Annotated in this window: 24 protein-coding genes and 1 tRNA gene; 12 read left to right on the top strand and 13 right to left on the bottom strand. The window is 70.4% G+C overall.

The genetic code is table 11. From position 1 onward, the window contains the following. Positions 1 to 50: 50 nt before the first annotated feature. On the bottom strand, positions 51 to 701 hold the full coding sequence (locus tag WAE60_RS10805) for a hypothetical protein (RefSeq protein WP_029914338.1): 651 nt from the start codon (positions 699 to 701) through the stop codon (positions 51 to 53). Between the two features lie 150 nt (positions 702 to 851). Here WAE60_RS10805 and WAE60_RS10800 point away from each other — a divergent pair, with 150 nt between their 5' ends. The 3 genes from WAE60_RS10800 (at position 852) to WAE60_RS10790 (ending at position 3,470) form a co-directional block, all read left to right on the top strand. Further along, on the top strand, positions 852 to 1,250 hold the full coding sequence (locus WAE60_RS10800; protein WP_337686349.1) for a hypothetical protein: 399 nt from the start codon (positions 852 to 854) through the stop codon (positions 1,248 to 1,250). 51 nt (positions 1,251 to 1,301) lie between these two features. Beyond that, entirely contained in the window at positions 1,302 to 1,871 is a 570-nt protein-coding gene (locus tag WAE60_RS10795; protein WP_337686346.1) for a T6SS immunity protein Tdi1 domain-containing protein, read from the top strand. A gap of 123 nt (positions 1,872 to 1,994) precedes the next feature. Further along, positions 1,995 to 3,470, top strand: coding sequence for a sigma-54 dependent transcriptional regulator (locus tag WAE60_RS10790; RefSeq protein ID WP_029914345.1), 1,476 nt, complete (start codon positions 1,995 to 1,997; stop codon positions 3,468 to 3,470). 3 nt (positions 3,471 to 3,473) lie between these two features. On the opposite strand, the gene WAE60_RS10785 is transcribed toward WAE60_RS10790, so the two are convergent. The 6 genes from WAE60_RS10785 to ykgO form a co-directional block, all read right to left on the bottom strand. After that, entirely contained in the window at positions 3,474 to 3,962 is a 489-nt protein-coding gene (locus WAE60_RS10785) for a hypothetical protein (protein ID WP_337686342.1), read from the bottom strand. A gap of 278 nt (positions 3,963 to 4,240) precedes the next feature. Further along, positions 4,241 to 4,600 (bottom strand): hypothetical protein, encoded by a 360-nt coding sequence (locus tag WAE60_RS10780; RefSeq protein WP_337686339.1) that lies wholly within the window; start codon positions 4,598 to 4,600, stop codon positions 4,241 to 4,243. A gap of 98 nt (positions 4,601 to 4,698) precedes the next feature. After that, a complete protein-coding gene (locus WAE60_RS10775) occupies positions 4,699 to 4,968 on the bottom strand; it encodes a DUF2312 domain-containing protein (protein ID WP_029914357.1) in 270 nt (89 codons plus the stop codon). Positions 4,969 to 5,060: 92 nt separating this feature from the next. Then, on the bottom strand, positions 5,061 to 5,930 hold the full coding sequence (locus WAE60_RS10770) for an NAD(P)-dependent oxidoreductase (protein WP_337686337.1): 870 nt from the start codon (positions 5,928 to 5,930) through the stop codon (positions 5,061 to 5,063). A 177-nt stretch (positions 5,931 to 6,107) separates the two neighbouring features. Further along, the gene (locus WAE60_RS10765; RefSeq protein WP_337686335.1) at positions 6,108 to 6,725 is read right to left on the bottom strand and encodes an HAD-IA family hydrolase; all 618 of its coding nucleotides are present in this window, start codon (positions 6,723 to 6,725) and stop codon (positions 6,108 to 6,110) included. Continuing rightward, entirely contained in the window at positions 6,725 to 6,850 is a 126-nt protein-coding gene (gene ykgO / locus WAE60_RS10760; protein ID WP_018061125.1) for a type B 50S ribosomal protein L36, read from the bottom strand. Before ykgO ends, WAE60_RS10765 begins: the two co-directional genes overlap by 1 nt. A 178-nt stretch (positions 6,851 to 7,028) precedes the next feature. Here ykgO and WAE60_RS10755 point away from each other — a divergent pair, with 178 nt between their 5' ends. The 3 genes from WAE60_RS10755 (at position 7,029) to WAE60_RS10745 (ending at position 10,174) form a co-directional block, all read left to right on the top strand. Then, on the top strand, positions 7,029 to 7,661 hold the full coding sequence (locus tag WAE60_RS10755) for a class I SAM-dependent methyltransferase (protein WP_337686327.1): 633 nt from the start codon (positions 7,029 to 7,031) through the stop codon (positions 7,659 to 7,661). A 78-nt stretch (positions 7,662 to 7,739) separates the two neighbouring features. Next, entirely contained in the window at positions 7,740 to 9,029 is a 1,290-nt protein-coding gene (locus tag WAE60_RS10750; RefSeq protein ID WP_337686325.1) for a lytic murein transglycosylase, read from the top strand. A 128-nt stretch (positions 9,030 to 9,157) separates the two neighbouring features. Then, positions 9,158 to 10,174 carry a transporter gene (locus tag WAE60_RS10745; RefSeq protein ID WP_337686323.1) on the top strand — a complete coding sequence of 339 codons (1,017 nt, stop codon included), beginning with the start codon at positions 9,158 to 9,160 and terminating at the stop codon, positions 10,172 to 10,174. Between the two features lie 2 nt (positions 10,175 to 10,176). On the opposite strand, the gene WAE60_RS10740 is transcribed toward WAE60_RS10745, so the two are convergent. Then, positions 10,177 to 10,641, bottom strand: a complete 465-nt coding sequence (locus WAE60_RS10740) for a hypothetical protein (protein WP_029914378.1) — start codon at positions 10,639 to 10,641, stop codon at positions 10,177 to 10,179. An 84-nt stretch (positions 10,642 to 10,725) separates the two neighbouring features. Next, a complete protein-coding gene (locus WAE60_RS10735; protein WP_337686319.1) occupies positions 10,726 to 12,066 on the bottom strand; it encodes an MFS transporter in 1,341 nt (446 codons plus the stop codon). Positions 12,067 to 12,253: 187 nt separating this feature from the next. Between WAE60_RS10735 and motA the strand changes: the two genes are divergently transcribed. The 4 genes from motA (at position 12,254) to WAE60_RS10715 (ending at position 15,928) form a co-directional block, all read left to right on the top strand. Next, positions 12,254 to 13,123: a flagellar motor stator protein MotA gene (gene motA, locus WAE60_RS10730; RefSeq protein ID WP_029914382.1), complete on the top strand. Its 870-nt coding sequence runs from the start codon at positions 12,254 to 12,256 to the stop codon at positions 13,121 to 13,123. 135 nt (positions 13,124 to 13,258) lie between these two features. After that, on the top strand, positions 13,259 to 13,579 hold the full coding sequence (locus tag WAE60_RS10725; RefSeq protein WP_337686317.1) for a hypothetical protein: 321 nt from the start codon (positions 13,259 to 13,261) through the stop codon (positions 13,577 to 13,579). Between the two features lie 103 nt (positions 13,580 to 13,682). Further along, positions 13,683 to 15,488, top strand: a complete 1,806-nt coding sequence (mnmD, locus tag WAE60_RS10720) for a tRNA (5-methylaminomethyl-2-thiouridine)(34)-methyltransferase MnmD (RefSeq protein ID WP_337686315.1) — start codon at positions 13,683 to 13,685, stop codon at positions 15,486 to 15,488. Positions 15,489 to 15,535: 47 nt separating this feature from the next. Then, positions 15,536 to 15,928: a DUF6491 family protein gene (locus WAE60_RS10715; protein ID WP_029914388.1), complete on the top strand. Its 393-nt coding sequence runs from the start codon at positions 15,536 to 15,538 to the stop codon at positions 15,926 to 15,928. A gap of 218 nt (positions 15,929 to 16,146) precedes the next feature. Here the strand turns inward: WAE60_RS10715 and WAE60_RS10710 are convergent, their stop codons facing one another. Further along, on the bottom strand, positions 16,147 to 17,349 hold the full coding sequence (locus tag WAE60_RS10710) for an OmpA family protein (RefSeq protein WP_029914390.1): 1,203 nt from the start codon (positions 17,347 to 17,349) through the stop codon (positions 16,147 to 16,149). Positions 17,350 to 17,506: 157 nt separating this feature from the next. Continuing rightward, the gene (locus WAE60_RS10705; protein ID WP_337686314.1) at positions 17,507 to 18,451 is read right to left on the bottom strand and encodes a LysR family transcriptional regulator; all 945 of its coding nucleotides are present in this window, start codon (positions 18,449 to 18,451) and stop codon (positions 17,507 to 17,509) included. Positions 18,452 to 18,563: 112 nt separating this feature from the next. Here WAE60_RS10705 and WAE60_RS10700 point away from each other — a divergent pair, with 112 nt between their 5' ends. Beyond that, on the top strand, positions 18,564 to 19,412 hold the full coding sequence (locus tag WAE60_RS10700; RefSeq protein ID WP_337686312.1) for an oxidoreductase: 849 nt from the start codon (positions 18,564 to 18,566) through the stop codon (positions 19,410 to 19,412). Positions 19,413 to 19,447: 35 nt separating this feature from the next. On the opposite strand, the gene WAE60_RS10695 is transcribed toward WAE60_RS10700, so the two are convergent. Together WAE60_RS10695 and cpdR are read right to left on the bottom strand one after the other, a co-directional pair. Continuing rightward, positions 19,448 to 19,522, bottom strand: a tRNA-Val gene (locus WAE60_RS10695). Between the two features lie 110 nt (positions 19,523 to 19,632). Beyond that, on the bottom strand, positions 19,633 to 19,989 hold the full coding sequence (gene cpdR / locus WAE60_RS10690) for a cell cycle two-component system response regulator CpdR (RefSeq protein WP_012284930.1): 357 nt from the start codon (positions 19,987 to 19,989) through the stop codon (positions 19,633 to 19,635). 178 nt (positions 19,990 to 20,167) lie between these two features. Here cpdR and WAE60_RS10685 point away from each other — a divergent pair, with 178 nt between their 5' ends. After that, positions 20,168 to 21,088, top strand: a complete 921-nt coding sequence (locus WAE60_RS10685) for an N-formylglutamate amidohydrolase (protein ID WP_029914396.1) — start codon at positions 20,168 to 20,170, stop codon at positions 21,086 to 21,088. The last annotated feature ends 367 nt before the right edge of the window (positions 21,089 to 21,455 follow it).

The raw sequence follows: 21,455 nt of genomic DNA, 5'->3' as shown, positions 1-21,455 counted from the left end.
ACGGATATGGCCCTGTCGAAAGACGCACGCAATCGTGGCCGTGGCTTTCCTCAGCGCCCTCGCCGCTCAGTCTGGTCCATCAGCCAGGCGAACAGGGTCGCCAGCATGTAGGCCGACAGCGAGGCGATCACCATCTGCGGGACGCCGCCGGTCGGTGGAGCCACGATGCTGACCAGCTGCAGGGCCACCAGCAGGACCAGGAACAGCGGCGTGCTCCAGCCGCTGTGCCCCTGCAGGCCGCGCCGCCAGCCCCAGGCCGTGGCGGCGATGGCCAGCAGGCCCATCTCCAGCGCCTGCTCGGGCACGGCGTGGTCCCACCAGCCCAACCCCACCTTCGGACCGCCGAACCCCAGCGCCAGGTCGGGCCGGTGCACCAGGAAATCCAGTCCCCAGTGCGACGCCACCACCAGCCCCACGGCGATCGCCGCCGCGCGGGGCAGCTTCAGCAGGAAGAAGGCGGCCAGGCCCGCGCCCAGCGCCCACAGGAGCGCGGCGGGCAGGCTGTGGGTGTAGGGCATGTGCGACAGGACCAGCGGGCTGCCGGCCAGATGCGGGTCCAGGCTCATCCGCTCGACCCCGGCCAGGACCAGCACGGCCCACGCCACGTCCACCACCTGGGCGCCCAGCACATAGGTCCAGAGCGGCGCCTTGGGCTGAGCGGCCTTGGCGGCCAGGGCGGCCGCGTAGTGCCCCACGAACATCATCCCCTCCCACGCAACACGAGCGGAGGCTAGGTCGGATCGGCACGCCTGAACAGCCGTTCGCATTACCGCGAATTAAAGGGCGCGCCGGCGAGTCGCCCCTTAGGATATCGCCGGTCGACGAGGGGTTGTCGGCGAGGGCAGACATCGATGAGCAAGGCCGCCGTTTCCGTCGCCCTGGCCGTGGGGCTGGTCGCCGCGCCGTCGGCGATGGCGGCGGACAAGCCCCAGCCGATGGGCTGGCTGTCCCTGACCCTGCGCAGCGTGGTGGTGTTCCACAGCTGCACCGAGCGCCTGAAGGAGAGGTTCAACATCGGGCCGCTGAACGACATCGACATCACCAACATGGACACCGGCGGCGGCGACCTGTCGGGCGCCGTGGACGTCAAGTTCTCGGCCACGACCACCGAGAAGAAGACCCAGCGCCGCAGCCACTTCGTCGGCGTCTGCCACATCGGCCGCGAGGGCGAGACCCGCGTCGAGGCCCGCCTGGTCAGCCAGGACGGCGGCCCGATCCGCCGCGTGCCGCCGAGCCGGATCTCGGGCTAGCCCCGCCCGCGCGTCCGGGGCAAGCTCTCGCCGATCGGGAGGGCCGCAAGCATGTTCAAGAAGCTGTTCGGTGGCTCGCCGCCGCGCAAGATCGGCGCGCTGGGCCAGACCGTACGCGCCCTCTATCCGCGACTGGTGCTGGACGTCGACGTGTCGGATATCGCGCAGGCGCTCGAGGCCTGGGCGTGGCTCGAGCCACCGGCCCCGCTCCCTGACCTGATCGTCCCTTTCGGCGACATGTTCTTCGACACGCCGCGGGGCGTGATCATGCTGGACACGATGGAGGGCGCCTTGAACGTTGTGGCCGACAGCGCGGCGGCCTTTGTCGAGGCGCTGGACCAGGACCACTATCGCGACGAGATTCTCGGGGACGTCTGGGTGCAGGCGGTCAGCCGGCGGGGACTTGTCCTTGCTCCGGGCGAGAGTTTCGACTGGACCATCGCCCCCATCCTCGGCGGCCGATGCTCGGTGGAGGCGATCACCAAGGGGAGCTTCGTCGTCAACGTCAACATCGCGGGCCAGTTGCATCGGCAGATCAAGGCCCTGCCGCCGGGAACACCCATCGGGAAGATCACGATCAGCGACGAGGCCCCCGCGCGCCCAATCGTCACACCTCGTTAAGGGCGACCGTTAACCCCTGACTCACGTCTCCGAAACCCGGTCTTTACCCCGCGCCTGTATCACTCTGAACCAACAAGAGCCCTGTCCCATGTCGGACGCGGCCGGTTCTAACGGGTGTCTGCAATGACCAAGACGGTTCTCGTCGTCGACGACGATCCGACTCAACGGCGGCTGATCCAGGCCGTCCTCGAGCGCGAAAGCTTCTCGGTCTCGCACGCCGAGAACGGTGACGCGGCCATGGCGCATCTCGCCAGCGGCGCGCCCGTCGACGTGGTCCTGCTGGACTTGGTCATGCCGGGCCTGTCGGGCCAGGACACCCTGAAGGAAATGCGCGCCCGCGGCTATGCGCAGCCCGTGATCGTCCTGACCGCCTCGGGCGGCGTCGACACCGTGGTCAAGGCCATGCAGGCCGGCGCCACCGACTTCTTCATCAAGCCGGCTTCGCCCGAGCGCATCACGGTCTCGATCCGCAACGCCCTGTCGATGGGCGAGCTGAAGGGCGAGGTCGAGCGCCTGACCAAGCGCGCCGGCAACCGCACCACCTTCGCCGACCTGATCGGGACCTCGCCCGCCATGACCCTGGTCAAGCGCATGGGCGAGCGCGCGGCCAAGTCGTCGATCCCCATCCTGATCACCGGCGAGAGCGGGGTCGGCAAGGAGCTGATCGCCCGCGCCGTGCACGGCGGGTCCGACCGCGCCGGCAAGCCGTTCGTGGCGGTCAACTGCGGCGCCATCCCGGAGAACCTGGTCGAGTCGATCCTGTTCGGCCACGAGAAGGGCAGCTTCACCGGCGCCACCGACAAGCACCTGGGCAAGTTCAAGGAGGCCGACGGCGGCACCCTGTTCCTGGACGAGGTGGGCGAGCTGCCGCTGGACATGCAGGTCAAGCTGCTGCGCGCGCTGCAGGAAGGCGAGATCGACCCGATCGGCTCCAAGCGCTCGCAGAAGGTGGACGTGCGCATCGTCTCGGCCACCAACCGCGACGTGGCCCACGCCGTGCAGCAGGGCCGGTTCCGCGAGGACCTCTACTACCGCCTGAACGTCTTCCCGATCGAGGCCCCGTCCCTGCGCGAACGCCGCGAGGACATCCCGGCCCTGGTCGAGGCCTTCATCCGCCGCTTCAACGTCGAGGAAGGCAAGCGGGTGGTCGGCGCCGCGCCGGAGACCCTGCAGGTCCTCACCGGCTTCGACTGGCCCGGCAACGTGCGCCAGCTGGAGAACGCGGTCTATCGCGCCATCATCCTGGCCGACGCGCCCTATCTGCAGCCCTACGACTTCCCGGCCATCTCGGGGATCGTGGCGCCGCCGCCGGAAGCCGCGCCGGTCCAGGCCGCCCAGCCCGATCTGTCGGCCGCCCTGCAGGCCGCCCACGCCGCCATGGCCCGCGCCCCGGCCCAGGACGCGCCCGTGCGCATCCTCGACGACCGCGGCCACCTGCGGACCCTGGAGGAGATCGAGCGCGACCTGATCCAGCACGCCATCGAGGTCTATGCCGGCCACATGTCGGAAGTGGCCCGCCGCCTCGGCATCGGCCGTTCGACCCTCTACCGCAAGGTCCGCGAGCAGGGCATCGACGTCGATCTCAAGGAAGCGTCGTAAGGGTCAGGCGCTGATCGCCAGGGGCGGCGAGGCTTCGGCCTCCGCCTCGACCTCGACTTCCGGCTGATCGGCCCGCACCCATCCGGCCTCGGTCCGGAGGGCCAGGCCCGTCTGCTCCAGGCCCTGCAGCTCCAGCATCACCGCGGCCAGCGGGATAGCGCGGCCCCAGCGCCGGGTCAGCTTGCGCGAGATCTCGGACGCCGCGATCGCCGCATCGCCGCTGCCCAGCACCAGCAGGATCATCTCGCGGGCCGAGCGCGGCTTGCGGCCGCGCCGGGACGCGCCGGTCGCGAAGCTGGCGGGTTCGCCCTCCAGCCCGACGTGACCATGGGCGCCGTCGGCCAGGCCGCCGCGCTCGATGGCGCCCAGGGCCAGGCTCAGCGCCCGCAGCTCGTCCTCGAACGGCGCCTGGGCGCGGCGCTGGGCTTCCAGCATGCGCGCCTCCAGGTCGGCCTTCCGTCGCAAAAGGTAGTCGTAGATCGTGGTCGCCATCTTCGGGCTGCCCAGAAAGGCGTGAGACTCCCCACCGCGGTCACGCTGTCGCGGCGTCGGTCGCAGCCATTTTCTACGGCGCGGACAGACGACAAAAGCGATTAAAAGCAATACTTTACGCGAGCCCCAAATGTCCGCCCGTTTCGTTACCGAAAACCTAACGCCGTTCTCTGGACTCGCGTGTTTGGTGAGAAACGGGGACCATTTTCGGCGGATTCGGGGGTTCGCCGCCCGCCGTCTCAGGGATTCACCCTAGGCCGAAACTTGGCTGTAGCCGCTCATTCGTCGTCGGACTCGATCGCCGGCGCCTCGGGCTCGCGCCCGCGCCGCGGCGAGTCGCGACGGCCGAAGCCCTTGCCGCGCGACATGGGCTTGCGCTCGCCTTTCGCCTTGGCGGCGATTTCCTTGAGCTTGATGGTCTGGTTGCCCGACATGGCCTGGCCGGCGCCGCCCTTTTCGGGATCGCCGAACGCCCGGCCGTAGGTCTCGATGCGCTGGGCGACCGAGCCCAGGAACTCGTTCTCCCACTCCGACAGCTCGATCCCGGCCTTGTCCGCCGTGCGCTTGGCGCGCTTGAGGGCGTTGAGGGCCGCCTTGCGCGCCTGAGCTCTGGGATCGGGCGGCTTCTTGGCGCGCATGCGGGGAGACTAGCGGGCGTCGAGGGCGGGACGCACGCGGAAAAATCGCGGTTGCGGCCGGGGACGCCCGCATGCGGGCGTCCCCGATCGCCAGCGTCCTAGATCTCGCCGATGGCCGACAGGTACAGGTCCAGGATCGCGTCCTCTTCCTGGCGCTTGGCGCGGTCCATCTTGCGCAGGCGGACCACCTTCTTGAGCACCTTGACGTCGAAGCCGTTGCCCTTGGCCTCGGCGTAGACTTCCTTGATCTGCTCCATGATCTCGGTCTTCTCGACCTCGAGGCGCTCGACCCGGTCGACGATGCTCTTCAGCTGACCTTGGGCGGTGGAGTTCAGCACATCGGCGTGCGGGGCGGCGTCGTCGGCCATGGAGAATGCTCGCGAAAAGGCGGGAAAACAGAGGCGCGGAACCTAGTGGCAACGGCGCGCGAACGGAAGGCCGATTCCCCCCTCTTTTTTCTTTAGCGCCCTTCCACACGTCCGCGCGACACCTCGGCCAGGGCGGCCAGGTCCGGCGTCTCGCCCTCGCCCGACAGCAGGGTCTCCAGCCCGCCCTCGACCAGGTCGGCCAGCGGCAGGGCCAGGCCCTTCTCGTCGCCGGCGGCCTGGGCCAGGCGCACGTCCTTCAGGGCCAGGTCGGCGGCGAAGCCTGGCGGGTGGTAGCGGCCCTCGGCGATCATGCCGCCGTAGATCTTGTAGATCGGCGAGGCGAAGATCGTGCTGGTCAGCACGTCCAGCAGGTCGGCGGCCGGCACGCCGTGGGCCGCGCCCAGGGCCGTGGCCTCGCCCATGGCCTCGACGGCCGAGACGATCATCAGGTTGCCGGCGATCTTGACGGCGTTGGCGCGGACCGGGTCCTCGCCCATCGGCCAGACCTTGCCGGCCAGGACCTCCAACGCCGGCGTCGCCGCCGCCACCGCCTCGGGCGCGCCGGCCGCCAGCACGTTCAGCCCGCCGGCCCGCGCCACCGGCGGACGGCCGAACACCGGCGCGGCTACGTAGCCCAGGCCCAGCTCGGCATGGCGGTCGGCCAGTTCGCGGGCGAAAGCGGTCGAGATGGTGGCCAGGTTGACGTGCACCAGACCCGGTCGGGCGCGGGGCAGGGCGTCCAGCAGGGCGTCGCGGATCGCCTGGTCGTGGGCCAGGATCGACAGCACCAGATCCCCCTGCAGCGCGCCCTCGACGCCGTCGGCCACGGTCGCGCCCAGGGCGGCCAGCTCGGCGGCCGGACCGGGCGAGCGGTTCCACACCGTCACGGCGTGGCCCTTCTCCAGCAGGTTCTCGACCATGGCCTTGCCCATGGCGCCCAGGCCGATGAAACCGATGTTCATGGGAAGGTCTCCGGTCTTCCTTCTCCCCTTGCGGGAGAAGGTGTCGGCGCAGCCGACGGATGAAGGGTCGCACAGACGTCAGACGTCTGCGTGACGGCACAACTGGTCGCGGCGGAACCGATCTTCAACCCCTCGTCCGGCGCTTCGCGCCACCTTCTCCCGCAAGGGGAGAAGGGATCAGAGGAGCCCGTGCTTCTCCACCACCGGCCGCAGCGCCGCCGGGTCGGTGAAGTGGTGGACATGGAAGCCCAGGGCGTCCGCCGCGGCGATGTTGGCGGCGCTGTCGTCGACGAACAGCAGGTCGGCGGGCTCGAGCCCGGTGCGTTCCAGGACGATCTGGTAGATGCGCGGCTCGGGCTTGATCACCCGCTCGTGGCCCGAGACCACGGTGTCGCGGAAATGGCGGAAGGTTGGGCTCCGGGCCCGCACGCCGTCCCAGGTCTCGTGGGACATGTTGGTCAGGCCGAACTGCGGCACGCCGCGCGCGGCCAGGTCCTCGATGAGGCTTTCCGTCTCGGGGATCGTTCCGGAGAACATCTCGTCCCAGCGGTCCCACCAGGCGGCCAGATGCTCGGCGTGTTCGGGATGCTGGGCGCTGCGGGCGGCGATGTTGTCGGCGAAGGTCACGCCGCGGTCGGTGGCCGCGTGCCAATCCAGGGTCCCGACATGCGAAAGGAACCGGTCGAGATCGGCCGGTTCCTTGAAGATCTTCGCGTAGAGCGTGCGCGGATTCCAGCGCACGATGACGTTGCCGACATCCCAGAGCAGCGCCCTGGGAGGCCGTGCGGGCGTCATTAGCCTTGCTTGGCTTTGAAGCGCGGGTCGGTCTTGTTGATGATGTAGATCACGCCCTTGCGGCGGACCATCTTGCAGTCGCGGTGACGCGACTTCAGCGACTTCAGCGAGCTACGAACCTTCATGACCGTCTCTATACTCAGCGGAGAGGTTCGCGGCCGCCATGAGGGCGAAAGGAACATCCGGGATGTTTCGGAGGGCGTGCGTATAAGCAGGACAACCGCCGGAGTCAATGCGCGCCTTGGCTCCAAAAGCACGGAACGGCAGGGTTCCGCGCCCTTCCCCTGGTTTTAGAGCGACCTCATGACGACCGCCAGCCTCGACGGAACCCAGGGCTACGATCAGGACGTCGAGGCCTTCTTCGCCCGGGCCGACGCGATCGCCTTCGCCGAAAAATACGCCGACGTCGCGCATCTGATTCCCGCCGCCCCGGCCGAAATCCTCGATATCGGGGCCGGATCGGGCAAGGACGCGTTCGATCTGGCGCTCCAGGGCCATCGGGTGCTGGCCGCCGAGCCCACCCCCGCCCTGCTGGCCGAGGCGATGACCCGCCACGCCCATCCCGCCATCGCCTGGCTGGACGACGGCCTGCCCGACCTCGCCGCGACGCGGGCGCGGGGCCAGGCTTTCGACCTGATCCTGCTGTCGGCGGTCTGGATGCACCTGGACGCGGGCCAGCGCCGTCGCGCCATGCCGAACGTCGCGGGGCTGCTGGCCGATGGCGGGACGCTGATTCTGTCCCTGCGCCACGGCCCGGTCCCGCCCGGCCGCCGGATGTTCGAGGTGGCGGCGGAGGAAACGATCGACCTGGCGCGGGCCGAGGGCCTGGAAGTTCGACTTCACCAGGAACGCGGCTCGATCCAGGCCGCCAACCGCCTGGCCGGCGTGACCTGGACGATCCTGGCCTTCCAGAAGGTCAAAAGCTCCACAGTTTAGACGCGTATCGGCGGGAACTTCGCCGCTCTGTCGCCCTTGTGATTGCAGCCCTGTCGCGAACCCCGGTAGCCTGACCCCATGGATAGACGCGTTTTCCTCGTTCTGCTGCTGGCCGGGTGCGCCGACACCTCGGCCAACGCGCCGCTCGCGCCGTCGGTGACGCCGCCCAAGCCGCCGGCCGTGCCGCCGCCCGCGCCCGCCGCCCCGTCGGCCGATCCGGGGGCCTCGGGCCAGTCGGTCGGCTTCGACACCTGGCTGGCCGCCTTCAAGCAGAAGGCCCTGGCCGCCGGCCTGACCCAGCAGCTGCTGGACCGCGAGCTGGACGGCGTGACGCCCGATCCCAAGGTCATCTCGCTGGACGGCCGCCAGCCCGAGTTCTCCAAGCCGGTCGGCGCCTACATCCAGGGCGTGGTCGGCGACGACCGCATCGCCGTGGGCCGCGACAAGCGCCAGACCCTGGCGTTCCTGCCGGATGTCGAGCAGCGCTACGGCGTGCCGCGCGACATCCTGCTGGCCGTCTGGGCCATGGAGTCGGCGTTCGGCAAGATCCAGGGCAATTTCGACGTCGTGCGCTCGATGGCCAGCCTGGCCGCCGACGGTCGCCGACGGAACTGGGCCGAGGGCGAGCTGATCGCCGCCCTGAAGATCATCGCCTCGGGCGAGGTCACCCGCGCCCAGCTGCGCGGCTCGTGGGCCGGGGCCATGGGCCAGACCCAGTTCCTGCCCTCGAACTACCTGTCCACCGCGGTCGACAACGACGGCGACGGGCGGCGCGACATCTGGGGCAGCGACAGCGACAGCCTGGCCTCGGCCGCCAACCTCCTGAAGAAGGGCGGCTGGAAGCCCGGCGTGGGCTGGGCCAAGGAAGTGATCCTGCCGGCCGGTTTCGACTACGGCCTGGCGGAAGGTCCGCGCGAGATCCCGGCCTGGTGGGAAGCCAAGGGCGTCAGGCGCGCCGACGGCCTGCCCTGGACCGCCGCCGACGCCGCCTCGCCGGCCGGGCTGATCCTGCCCGCCGGCTGGTCGGGCCCGGCCTTCCTGGTGCTGCCCAACCACTTCGCGATCCGCACCTACAACAACTCCACCTCCTACGCCCTGGGCATCGGCCTGCTGGCCGACCGCTTCGGCGGCGGCGGGCCGCTGGTCGCGAGCTGGCCGGTCGAGACGCCGCTGAACCTGGCCGACCGCATGGCCGCCCAGATCGCGCTGGCCCGCCTGGGCTTCGATCCGGGTCCGGCGGACGGGGTGATCGGCGCGGGCACCCGCAAGGCCCTGCGCGCCTGGCAGACCGACCGCAAGCTGCCCGCCGACGGCTACCTGTCGTCCGACATGGTGGCGCGGCTCAAGGCCCAGGCCGGGATCAGCTAGACCCGCCCTGGGCCGTTCCCGGCCAGGGATTACCGTCGCGCCGCAAAGGCCACTCAGCAATCCGCCCTATGGCCGCTGGGATCGCGCCCGACCACTCTTCGAGGCCTAAAGCCACGGAGACCTGGGTCATGGGCCTCACGCCGAACATCCGATCCGCCGCCCGTCCAGCCGCCCTGGCGCTGGGCGCGGGCCTCGTCCTGGTCCTGGCGGCGGGGGCCCAGCAGGCCCAGGCGTCCGAGGGCGGGGCCAGCCTCTACCTGCTGGGATCGGGCGGACCGGGGAACGCCATCATGCCGCCGCTGCGGGGCGTGTTCTTCGACAACGAGGTCTACTACTACAAGGGCGGGGCCAGCTCCGGAAAGCAGTTCACCGTCGGCGGCAACGTCGTGGCCGGCCTGGACGCCAAGATCCTGGCCGACTTCGCCACGGTCCTGTGGGTGCCGACGACCAACCTCAACGGCGTGACCGTGGCGCTGGGCGCCGCCCTGCCCGTGGGCAACGCCGATGTCGACGTCAACGCGGTGATCACCGGCCCGCACGGGAACCAGATCGGCCGCTCGGCCAGCGACTCCGCCACCGTGATCGGCGACCCGATCGCCACCGGGATGCTCGGCTGGAGCAAGGGGAACGTCCACTACCAGGTCTCGACCATGCTCAACGTCCCGATCGGCGACTACCGCAAGGACGAGCTGGCCAACCTGGCCTTCCACCGCTGGGCGTTCGATTCCTCGTTCGCGGTCAGCTGGCACGACCCCAAGAGCGGCTGGGACGTCAGCGGCAAGGCGGGCCTGACCTGGAACGGCGAGAACCGATACACCAACTACACCACCGGGACCGAGATGCACGTGGAGGCCTCGGTCGAGAAGACCTTCTCGCCGAAGTGGTCGGCGGGCCTGATCGGCTACTATTTCGACCAGGTCAGCGCCGACCGCGGCCCCGGCGCCGTGCTGGGCCCGTTCCAGGGCGAGGTGACCGGCGTGGGCGCGACGGCGGCCTACAACTTCAAGATCGGCCACATGCCCGCCACCCTGCGGGCTCGGGCCTTCACCGAGTTCGACGCCACCAACCGGATGGAGGGCGACTCGATCTGGCTGGGCCTGACCGTGCCGCTCAGCCTGAAGATGCCCGCCGCGCCGCCGACCTGAGGCTAGCGCACGGTGATGTCCACCGCGATCCGCCGGACCGCGCCGTCGGGGCTGGAGCCCTGCAGCACCATATGGTCGTGGCCGGTATAGCCCGAGGCCGCGGTGTAGAAGGCCTGATGGCCCGGCACCTTGCGGTTGTTGCAGGCCGAGCGCGGATTGGCCGGCGGGAAGGCGGCGAAATAGGGCTCGTCCTTGACCACCGCCGTGCCGTGGGACGGCGGCTGCAGGATGGTCAGTTCGGCGCCCGGAACGTGGGCCGAGCAGTCGGGATCGATGGCGGTGTTGGCCCAGACCCGGATCGGCGCGCTGCCGACGACGGCCTTGGCGACGTTCAGCTTCTCGTAGCCGGACGGATGCCCCGCCGGCTTGACCGTCACGACATACTGCTTCGGTTGGGCGGCGATGGCGGCGCCGGCCCCGATGGCCAGGCCCGCCGCGCAGGCCAGGATGAACAGCTTGGAACCCACCGTAGATCTCCCTGAGGCGGACGCCTCGGGACGCTGCGCTCGGTTCATTTCACGACTATTGCAGGTCGGAAGCGTCGCCGGCCGTCAGTGCGGTCCCGTGGCGTCGATCGAGCTGGCGTCCACCACCTGGGACTCGTCGCGGGCCTCGCGCGGGGCCGCGGCCTCGCCGACCCGGCGCATGATCGGGTCGATCAGGGCGTAGGCGACCAGGCCGACCAGCACCACGACGTTCATCAGATAGGGCGACGGGTGGGCCCACTTGTACAGCGCCACGCCCAGCACCGGGGCGATGATCACCGAAGCGCCGTTGATGGCGCTGATCGCCCCGGCCACCGCCCCCTGCTCCTCGTGCCCCACCGACAGCGAGGCGCCGGCCGTGAAGCCGGGCCGGGCGAAGCCGTAGCCCAGGCTGCACAGGGCGAAGCCGACGACCAGGGTGTGGTAGTCCGGCGAGAAGGCGACGATCAGGTTGCCCAGGCCCGCGCAGCCCGCGCCCAGCCACAGCAGCTGGCGCGGGATCAGGCGCAGCATGCGGATCAGGCCCCACTGGGCCAGCAGGCTGGCCACCGCCCCGGCCATCATGGCTATCCCCGCGAAGGCCGCCGCCTTGGCCGGGCTGATGTTGAGCTTGTCGATGACCATGAAGCCCAGGGTCTGCTGGTTCACCGTCTGGGCGCTGGCCAGCAGGAAGCCGTAGAGGATGAAGGGCATGATCCGCCGGTCGTTCCAGCGCACGCGGGCCCGGGGTTTCCGCGCCGTGTCGCCGGCGCGCTCGGGGATCTCCTCGGGCGCTTCGGGCAGGCCGCGCATCACCAGGATCAGCACCACGCCGGCGATCAGCGCGAACGAGAACATCGGCCCCGAGAGGGTCAGCAGCGGGAACACCAGGAACGGCGCGACGGCCGGGCCCAGGATCGTGCCCAGCCCGCTGGCCGAGGCCATGGTGGCCAGGGCGTTGGTGCGGTCCGCCGGCGCCGTGCGGTCGGCGACATAGGCCTGGGCCGCCGGGTTGGAGGCGCTGCCCACCAGGCCGAAGATCGCCCGCGACAGGGCCGCGCCGGCGAACACCGCCAGCGGGACCATCAGGCCCTTCAGCCCCATCAGGATGAAGAAGCCGAAGCCCAGCATCGACACGGCGAAACCGGCCATGCCCAGGATCACCATCGGCTTGCGGCCGCGCTTGTCCGACATCCGCGCCCAGACCGGCGACATCACGCCCCACAGCAGGGCCGACAGCGAGAAGATCGAGCTGATCAGGACGTCCGGGATGCCGACCTGGCGGCCGATGGCCGGCAGCACGGTCTGCAGCGCCGTGTTGCCCGCGGCGCTGGACAGCAGGACGGCGAACAGGATGGCGAAGGCGCGGCCCTTGGCACGGTCGTCGAGGCGCCCGAAAAGATCAGCGTCCGGGCTGGCTGCGCTCATGCTTCCCCTCCAGGCGACGGCTCGCCCGCTCCTGGCCGGTTGGTCCGGCTCGTGTCGAAGCAGCGACGTCAAACATCTGTTAGGCGGGTGCGGCGAAAGGCGCAACAGGCCCGAAAACCCCCGCTCACCTTGGATTAAGCATTAACGGCGATGATCCCGGCTGAAGTTACCCGGGGCGCCCTTCGTCATGTTCCAGATCATCGGCATCGTTCTGCTGTTCGGCCTCGTGTTCGGCAGCTTCATCATGTCCGGCGGCAAGATGGACGTGATCATCGAAGCCGCCCCGCACGAGCTGATGTGCATCCTCGGCGCGGGCATCGCCTCGTTCCTGATCTCGAACTCGATGACGGTGATCAAGGCCACCGGCGCCGGCTTCGGCAAGATCTTCAAGGGCCCCAAGTGGAAGACCGCGGACTATCGCGACCTGCTGGGCCTGCTGTTCCTGCTGACCAAGACCATGAAGTCCAAGGGCGTCATCGCCCTGGAAAGCCACATCGAGCGGCCGCACGAGAGCGGAATCTTCCTGCGCTACCCGAAGATCATCAAGGACCACTTCGCCGTCGACTTCATCTGCGACACCCTGCGGATGATGACCATGAACCTGGAGGATCCCCACCAGGTCGAGGACGCGATGGAGAAGCAGCTCGAAAAGCACCATCACGAAGGCCTGGCCCCGGCCCACGCCCTGCAGAGCCTGGCCGACGCCCTGCCCGCCCTCGGCATCGTCGCCGCCGTGCTGGGCGTCATCAAGACCATGGGTTCGATCACCGAGCCGCCGGCCGTGCTGGGCGCGATGATCGGCGGCGCCCTGGTCGGCACCTTCCTGGGCGTGTTCCTGGCCTACGGCCTGGTCGCCCCGTTCGCCACCCGCCTGACCGCCGTGGTCGACGAGGAGGGCTCGTTCTACAAGATCATCCAGTCGGTCCTGGTCGCCCACCTGCACGGCAACGCCGCCCAGATCAGCGTCGAGATCGGCCGCGGCAACGTCCCCAGCGAGGCCCAACCCAGCTTCCTGGAACTGGAAGAAGCCCTGCAGGCCATCCCCAACGAGGTCTGATCCGGGCGATCACGGACCGATCACGGATCCGTGAACATTTGTCTTGCCCCTGCCACCGAACTGATGTTCTGTGACCTTGTGACGCGGCCCCAACGAGCCGCGATCGCCCAAAAAGCAGTCGCAAGGGAAGTCCCTATGACCACCAAGATTCTCCGCTCGTTCCTGATCGCCGGCGTGGCCGTCTCGGCCCTGTCGCTGGCCGCCTGCGGCCCGAAGACCGACACCGCCGCCGACGCCAACGCCAGCAAGGCCGCCCAGGACGCCGCCGCCTCGGCCAGCACGGCCCAGGACGCGTCCGCGAACGCCGCCACCGCCGCCGCCGACGCCAACAAGGCCGCCGCCGACGCCGCCGCGACTCCGGCCGCCCCGGACGCCACGACCGCCGCCGAAGCGCCCGGCACGACCACCACCACGACCACCACCACCGAAAAGAAGACCGAACCGGCCGCCCACTAAGGCGGGTTCGCTTCCAAGCGATCCGGAAGGGCCGTCCGCGAGGGCGGCCCTTCTTCTTTGCGGGCTTCTTCTGAAAGAGTCGGGCGCGCCCTATAAGCGGCGCATGAGCGATCCGGCCGCCCCCTCCCCCGACTCCCCGCTGGTCTGGCGCGACGACGGCCTGCCGCAGTCGGCGCTGTACGGCGACGTCTACTTCTCCAGCACCGACGGCCTGGCGGAGACCCGAGCGGTGTTCCTGACCGGCTGCGACCTGCCGGCCGCCTGGCGAGGGCGCGACCGCCTCGTCGTCGGCGAGTTGGGCTTCGGCACCGGCCTCAACATCGCCGCCCTGCTGGACCTGTGGCGGCGGGAAAAGACCCCCGGCCAGCGCCTGCACGTCTTCTCGATCGAGGCCCACCCGATCACCCGCGACGAGGCGGCCCGGGCCCTGGCGGTCTGGCCAGAACTGGGCGAGGCGGCCCAGGTGCTGCTCGACCACTGGCCGGGCCGGGCGCGGGGCTTCCACCGCATCGACCTGCCCGGCTTCGACGCCACCTTCGACCTGGCCGTGATGGACGTCGAGGACGCCCTGGCCGCCTGGGACGGGGCGGCCGACGCCTGGTTCCTGGACGGCTTCTCGCCCGCCCTGAACCCGGCCATGTGGCGCGAGGAGATCCTAGCCGCGGTGGCCGCCCGCAGCGCCCCCGGGGCGCGGGCCGCCACCTTCACCGTCGCCGGCGCCGTGCGGCGCGGGCTGGCCGCCGCCGGCTTCCAGGTCGACAAGCGTCCGGGCTTCGGCCGCAAGAAGGAACGGCTGGAGGCGGTGTTTCCGGGCGCGCCGTCCGTGACCGCCCGTCCGCGCCGCCTGGCGGTGATCGGCGGCGGGATCGCCGGCGCCGCCATGGCCCGCGCCGCGCGGGCCGAGGGCCTGGCCGTGACCATCCTCGACGACGGCCGGGCGCCGGCCTCGGGCAATCCCGCCGCCCTGGTCACCCCCGCCCTGGACGCCGGCGGCGGCCCGCGCGCCGCCCTGCCGGCCCAGGCCTTCGCCCGCGCCGTCGCGCTCTACGCCGACTTGGAAGCCCATTGGCCGGAAGCGGTGATCGCCCGGGGCGTGCTGAAGCTGGCGGTCGCGCCGCGCGACGGCGAGCGCCACGACGCCGTCGCCGCCCAGGACCTGTTCGAACCGGGCGCCATGCGCGTGCTGGCCGCCGACGCCGCCGCGGCGCGTCTGGGCGAACCGGCGGAGGCCGCCCTCGACATGGCCCAGGCGCTGGTCGTCGAGCCGGCCAGGGTGTTGGAGGCCTGGCGCGGACCGGCGATCCTGGCCCGCGTGGCCCGGCTGGCGCGCGAGGACGACGCCTGGCGCCTGTACGACGCGGAGGATCGCCTGCTGGCCGAGGCCGACGCCGTGGTGCTGGCCGGCGGCGCGGAGCAGGCCGCCCTGTGGCCTTCCGCCCCCATCCGCCCCGTGCGCGGCCAGGCCACCTGGGCCGAGCGCCCAGATCCCGACCACGCGCCCGCCCCCGCCGCGTTCGGCGCCTATGCGATCCCGACCCGCGACGGGGTGCTGTTCGGGGCCACCCACGATCGCGGCGTCGTCGAGACCGACGCCCGCGAGGCCGACGACCGCCGCAACCTCGCGGCCCTGGCCAAGGGGTTGCCCGGCCTGGCCGCCGGGCTCGCCGACGCGCCGCTACGGGGCCGCGCCGCCGTGCGCGCGACCACCGCCGACCACCTGCCGCTGGCCGGAGCGATCCCCGACTCGCCCGGGAACCTGTTCGTCCTGGGCGGGCTGAGCGGACGCGGCTTCTGCCTGGCGCCCCTGCTGGCCGAGCACCTGACGGCCCGGATCCTGGCCCTGCCCTCGCCGCTGCCGCGCGACCTGGCCGCACTGGTCGAGCCCGCGCGATTTTCATCGCGCCCTTAACCTAGAGCGGTATAATCGGCGTCGAAACGGGGAAACAGGAGAACGCCATGCAGCGCATGTTCCTCGTCTTGGCCGCTTCGGCCGCCGCCCTGACCAGCTTCGCCTCCCCCGCCGTCGAGGCCTCGTCCAGGAAGGTCGATCCGTCGCAGTGCTTCCGCACCGAGCGGATGGCCAACTGGGCCTCCGACGACGACCGCAACATCTATGTGAAGCTCAACACCGGCGCGGTCTTCCAGGTGACCCTGAAGGGCGACTGCCCCGGCCTGACGACCTATCGCGTCCTGTCCTTCGACACCGACTTCACCGACCAGATGTGCAACGGCCGCCCCGCCACCGTCATCACGCGCAGCGGCGCGGGCCCGCTGCATTGCGCGGTGCAGTCCATCCGCGCCCTGACGCCCGAGGAAGCCTCCGCCCTGCCGGACAAGCAGAGGCCCTGACGGCGCGGACGCCCGCCACGAGAGCCGACACCCCCAGAACGTCGGCCTGACCGGCCCCCGACGCCCTCTCGGGATTCCGGACGATGACGCTCCCGAACCGCTCGGGGGCGTCTTTCTTTTGCGGATGGTCGCGCCGCCGCCTCGCTCCCAGGGAAGACGCAAAAGAAAAGGGCCCGGCCTTTCGGCCGAGCCCTCGACTTCAGTACCGGATCGCGATCTTAGAAGTTGATCGAGATCGTGGAACGGCGGTTCAGCGGTTCCTTCACACCGTCGCCGGTGGCGACGGCCGGTTCGCTTTCGCCCTTCCAATCCACCGCCAGGGTGGTGGCTTGGACACCGGCGCCCACCAGGGCGTCGGCGACGGCCTTGGCCCGGCGCTCGGAGAGCTTGGCGTTGTACTTCGGAGACCCCGAGGTGTCGGTGTGGCCGACCACGGTGATCTTCGTCGCGTTACCGCCCTTGGCGTAGTCAGCCGCTTGCGAGACCACGGCCTGGGCTTCCGGCGTCAGCACGTACTGATCGAACGGGAAGTAGACCACGAACTCCTTGGCCTCGTAGGCCGGCGGCGGAGGCGGCGGGGGCGGCTCCGGCGGAGGCGGCGGGGGCGGAGGCGGCGGGGGCGGCGGAGGCGGCGGCGGCGGGGGCGGCGGCGAGCCGAAGGTGTAGCGGATACCCAGCGTCAGCGAGGTGTCCTTGTACTTGCCTTCGAACGTGCCGACGTCGGTCACCGCGCCGAAGCGGCCCGGACCGCCGGTGTTGGTGGTCAGCGAACCCCATTGCAGGTCGTCCGTCGCCAGGTAGCGGCCGGTCAGGTCCAGGGACCAGTTCGGCGCGAAGTCCCAGGCCACGCCGAGGATGCCTTGCCAGGCCAGGGCCTGGTCGACGTCGTCGATGCTGGTGTTCTGGAACGCCGCGGCGCCGGCCGGCACGTTGGACAGTTGGCCGTAGACCTTGTTGTGGACCCAGGCGGTACCCAGGCCGGCGCCGAGGAACGGACGCCAGGTCGAGTCCGGCATGAAGTCGTAGATGACGTTGAACATCAGGCTCGAGGCCTTCAGCTCGCCATCCACGCCGCCGCAGGTCGGCGCGGCGGTGGTGCGCATGACGCCGGGGGTGCAGAGACCCGACGGCGTACCCGTGCCGTGGACGCCCGACTGGTCGCCCGGGCGATAGCCGTATTCGCCTTCGACGCGCCAGTTCGGCGTCAGTTTGTAGCCGATACGGCCAAAGCCCGCCCAATCGTCATCGGGGGAGAAGCTCCACTCCGAGCCGGTGGTGGACGAGGTCCCCTTGACGCCGTCGGGCCAATGGTACCCGACGTCGCCGGCGACGTACCATCCGCTCAACGTCATTTGGGCGGAGGCGCCCGACGCGGCGCAGAGCGCAAGCGTCGCAACACCAGCCAGCAACCCGATTTTCATGATGTAACCCTCTACGTGAATGTCGCGAGATCGGCACTGGGAGCGACCTCACGACGACAACGCGCCAGGATTGAAATCAGGTGTGGCCAAGGCGCCACATTCCGGTCATTTCGTCGAAGAACCGACTCAACGCTCCGGAACCCGGGCCCTTGTCCTTTCAAGAAAACGTCGTCCCCGAGCGATCGCTCCCGTCGCGGCGGCGGCGTGGCCCCAGGACCTCCCGCGCCACGTCGACGAAGGCCCGCAGCTTGGGAGCCTGGGCCGCGCGGCGCGGGAAGTAGAGGAACAGGCCAGGCTCCTCGATCGCGGTGTCGGGCAGCAGCCAGCGCAGGCGTCCCTCGCGCACGGCCTCGCGGACCAGGGGCTCGAACACATAGGCCACACCCACCCCGGCCAGGGCCAGGTCGCGGGCGTAGAGCGGATCGGTGACGCGGGCGCTGCCCCGCACCCGCACCGCCGTGTCGGCGCCGTTCTCCCGCACCTCCCAGGCATAGTCGCCGCCCGTCGAGATCAGGCGGAAGCCGATGCAGTTGTGATCGGCCAGGTCGGCCAGGACCCCAGGCTCGCCCCTCGCCGCCAGATAGCCGGGCGACGCGACCATGATCGCCTTGAACGGCGGGGTCAGTCGGACGGCGGTCATGTCCTGGGCGATCATCTCGCCCAGCCGCACGCCGGCGTCCCAGCCGCCGGCCACGATGTCGACCAGGCCGTCGTCCGAAGTGACCTCGATCACCAGGTCCGGGTGCCGCCAGGCCATTTCGGCGATCACCGGGGTCAGGGCGGTCTCGAGCGCCACCCGCGGCGCGTTCAGACGCAGCACGCCGGTCACCCGCCCCCGGGTCGCCCGCAGCCGCTCGACCGCCTCGCCCACCTCGGCCAGGGCCGGACCGACCTCGGCGACGAACTGGGCGCCGGCCTCGGTCGGGGCGACGCTGCGGGTCGTGCGGGTCAGCAGCGGCAGGCCCAGGCGGTCCTCGACCGTCTTGACCGCATGGCTGACCGCCGAGGGGCTCATGCCCAGCTCGGCCGCCGCCGCCGCGAAGCCGCCGCGTCGGGCGACAGCCAGGACCACGGGGAAGTGCGCGATCAGGTCTCGATCCATTCCTGCACGATATCGAACAGCCAATGCGATTTGAACCGACTTATCGCGCAATGCCTCGGTTGCGATCTTCGCCCGGCGTTCGGACGGAACGCGTTCCGAACCGGAGATTCCCATGACCGCCACCGCCTCCGCCAAGACCTGGTTCATCACCGGCGCCGCCTCGGGCTTCGGCCGCGCCTTCGCCGAGCACGCCCTGTCACGCGGCGACAACGTCGTGGCCACGGCGCGCTCGACCGCCAAGCTGGACGGCCTGGTCGCCCTGGACCCGGCCCGGGTGTCGGCCGCCAAGCTGGACGTCGACCAGGCCGGCGACGCCGAGGCGGCCGTCGCCGCGGCGGTCGCCCGCTTCGGCCGCATCGACATCCTGGTGAACAACGCCGGCTACGGCGTGGTCGGCGCCCTGGAGGAGACGCCGGACGCCGAGCTGCGGGCGATCATGGACACCAACTTCTTCGGCGCCCTGGCCGTGATCCGCGCCGCCCTGCCGACGCTGCGGGCGCAAGGCTCGGGCGCGATCGTCAATATCTCCAGCCTGGGCGGCCAGTTGTCGTTCGCCGGCTTCTCGGCCTATTCGGCCAGCAAGTTCGCCCTGGAGGGCGCTTCGGAGGCCCTGGCCCAGGAGGTCGCGCCGTTCGGGATCAAGGTGCTGATCGTCGAGCCCGGCCAGTTCCGCACCGACCTGGCCGGCGCCGGCATGCGCCACATGCCGATCCTGGCCGCCTACCAGGACACGGTCGGCCCCACCCGCGCCTTCGCCCACGACATGCACGGGACCCAGCCCGGCGACCCGCGCAAGGCCGCCGCCGCGATCGTCACGGCGCTGGACGCCGAGGTGACCCCTCTACGCCTGCAGCTGGGCGCCGACGCGGTCGAGGCCGTGCGCGGCCACGCCCAGGCGATGCTGGCCGACCTGGCGGCGTGGGAGGCGGTGGCGACGGCCACGCGTCACGACGACGCCTGAACAGGCGTCGGGTCGATCTGATTTTAGGAAGGGAATGGTGGACGCGACAGGGATTGAACCTGTGACCCCTACGATGTCAACGTAGTGCTCTCCCGCTGAGCTACGCGTCCGCCGAAGCGATCCGAAGCGCCTCTTAAAAGGCGTCCCGGCCGGGAAGGTGTGGGGGTATAGCGGCGGCTTGGCCGTCGCGCAACCCGCCTTTCGGCGGGTCCCCAAAAAATTAGGCGGCCATCATCTTCTCGACCTCGGAGACGAGGTCGCGCAGGTGGACGGGCTTGGACAGCACCTTGGCGCCGGCCGGCGCGCGGTCCTGGGCCGACAGGGCCACGGCGGCGAAGCCGGTGATGAACATGATGCGCAGGGACGGGTCGCGGGCGGCGGCCTGGCGGGCCACCTCGATGCCGTCCATGCCGGGCATGACGATGTCGGTCAGCAGCAGGTCCCAGGGGGTGTCCAGGTGCTGGACGGCTTCCTCGCCGTCGGCGCAGGCCGTGACCTCGAATCCGGCCCGCTCGAGCGCCCGGGCCAGGAACCCGCGGAGGGAGTCATCGTCTTCGGCGAGGAGGATGCGGGCCATGCGGTCAGTTTCCAGGCGATCGGCGGAATTGGAAAGCGGGAATCTAGAGAAGGACGGTAAATCGCGGATGAACCGGCCCCGCGCTGTCCACAGGTAAAGCTTTGGCGCCGGGCCCCGCTCCTTATCACCCGGGCGCTTGGCGTTTGACCCGGAACCGTCCGGCCGCGACAATAAGCCCATGACCGCATGGGAGCCGATCGCTTCGGAAACGCCGGCGACGGCGGAGCAGGGCTTCTCGCCGGCTTTCGAGATCGCGCGGGCCCAGGCCGAAGGCGAGCCGCCCCCGACCCCGCTGGTCTTCGCCTCGCCCCATTCGGGCCGGCTGTATCCGCCCGACATGATGGCCGCCGCGCGGCTGACGGCCCAGGACCTGCGCGGATCCGAGGACGCCTTCGTCGACGACCTGATCGCCGGCGCGCCCGCCCAGGGGGCCTGCGTGATCCGCGCCCGGCTGGCCCGCGCCTATATCGACTTGAACCGCGACGCCTGGGAGCTGGACCCGGCGATGTTCGAGGACGCCCTGCCCGACTTCGCCCAGGCCCGCACGGCGCGGGTGGCGGCGGGGCTGGGCGCCATCGCCCGCGTGGCCGGCGAAGGCCGCCCGATCTACGCCCGCAAGCTGACCTTCGCCGAGGCCAAGGCCCGCATCGAGACCGCCCACCGGCCCTATCACGACGCCCTGGACCGCCTGCTGGCCCAGGCGCGCAACGCCCACGGCCTGGCGATCCTGGTCGACTGGCACTCGATGCCGGCGGCGGCGGCCCGCGGCCACAGAGCGCGCGGCGGCGGCCCGTGCGACATCGTGCTGGGCGACCGCTTCGGCGCCGCCTGCGGTCCCAAGCTGACCGCGCTGATGGAGAAGACCCTTGAGGGGCTGGGCTATCGCGTCGCCCGCAACGCCCCCTACGCCGGCGGCTACACCACCGAGCACTACGGCCGCCCCGCCCGGCGCACCCACGCCATCCAGGTCGAGATCAACCGCGCGCTCTATATGAACGAGACGACGCGCGAGCCGACCGAAGGCCTGGCGCGGCTGAAGGCGCATATCGAGTCGGTGACGGCCCGGCTGGTCGCGACCGACTGGGCCGAGCTTCTCTAGCCCTTCCGAATTCGGGTTTTTCGCGAAAACACCCCGAGCGTGGCCGTTCGCCTTGGGTTCGCCCAGGTTGCGGGCAAAAAAAAGCCCGGCTCGAAAGCCGGGCAGTTCATTAGGGAGGAAACGCCCAGGAAGGGCAGAGGCGGCAGCGCCGCCTCACAGGTTGCTTATAGGGTGCGGTGCGAAATGCATCAAGCGAAATCTTCGACAACGTTGTCGTTTTTTATATCGCGAACCGAGTGAAATCCTTTGTAACACAAGGGACAGAGAACGCCGCTCTCCAAGCTTGGCCGATTTTGGCGACAATGCTGCACTGCACAATTAGTTGCCGAAGAAACGACATCCGCCCGCAACTTTCGCAAACCCTATG

This window comes from Caulobacter sp. CCG-8, from assembly GCF_037402475.1.
In the GTDB taxonomy this organism is placed as follows: domain Bacteria; phylum Pseudomonadota; class Alphaproteobacteria; order Caulobacterales; family Caulobacteraceae; genus Caulobacter.
The sequence above is the reverse complement of the archived record's forward strand: the minus strand, read 5'-3'. Positions and strand labels throughout refer to the sequence as shown.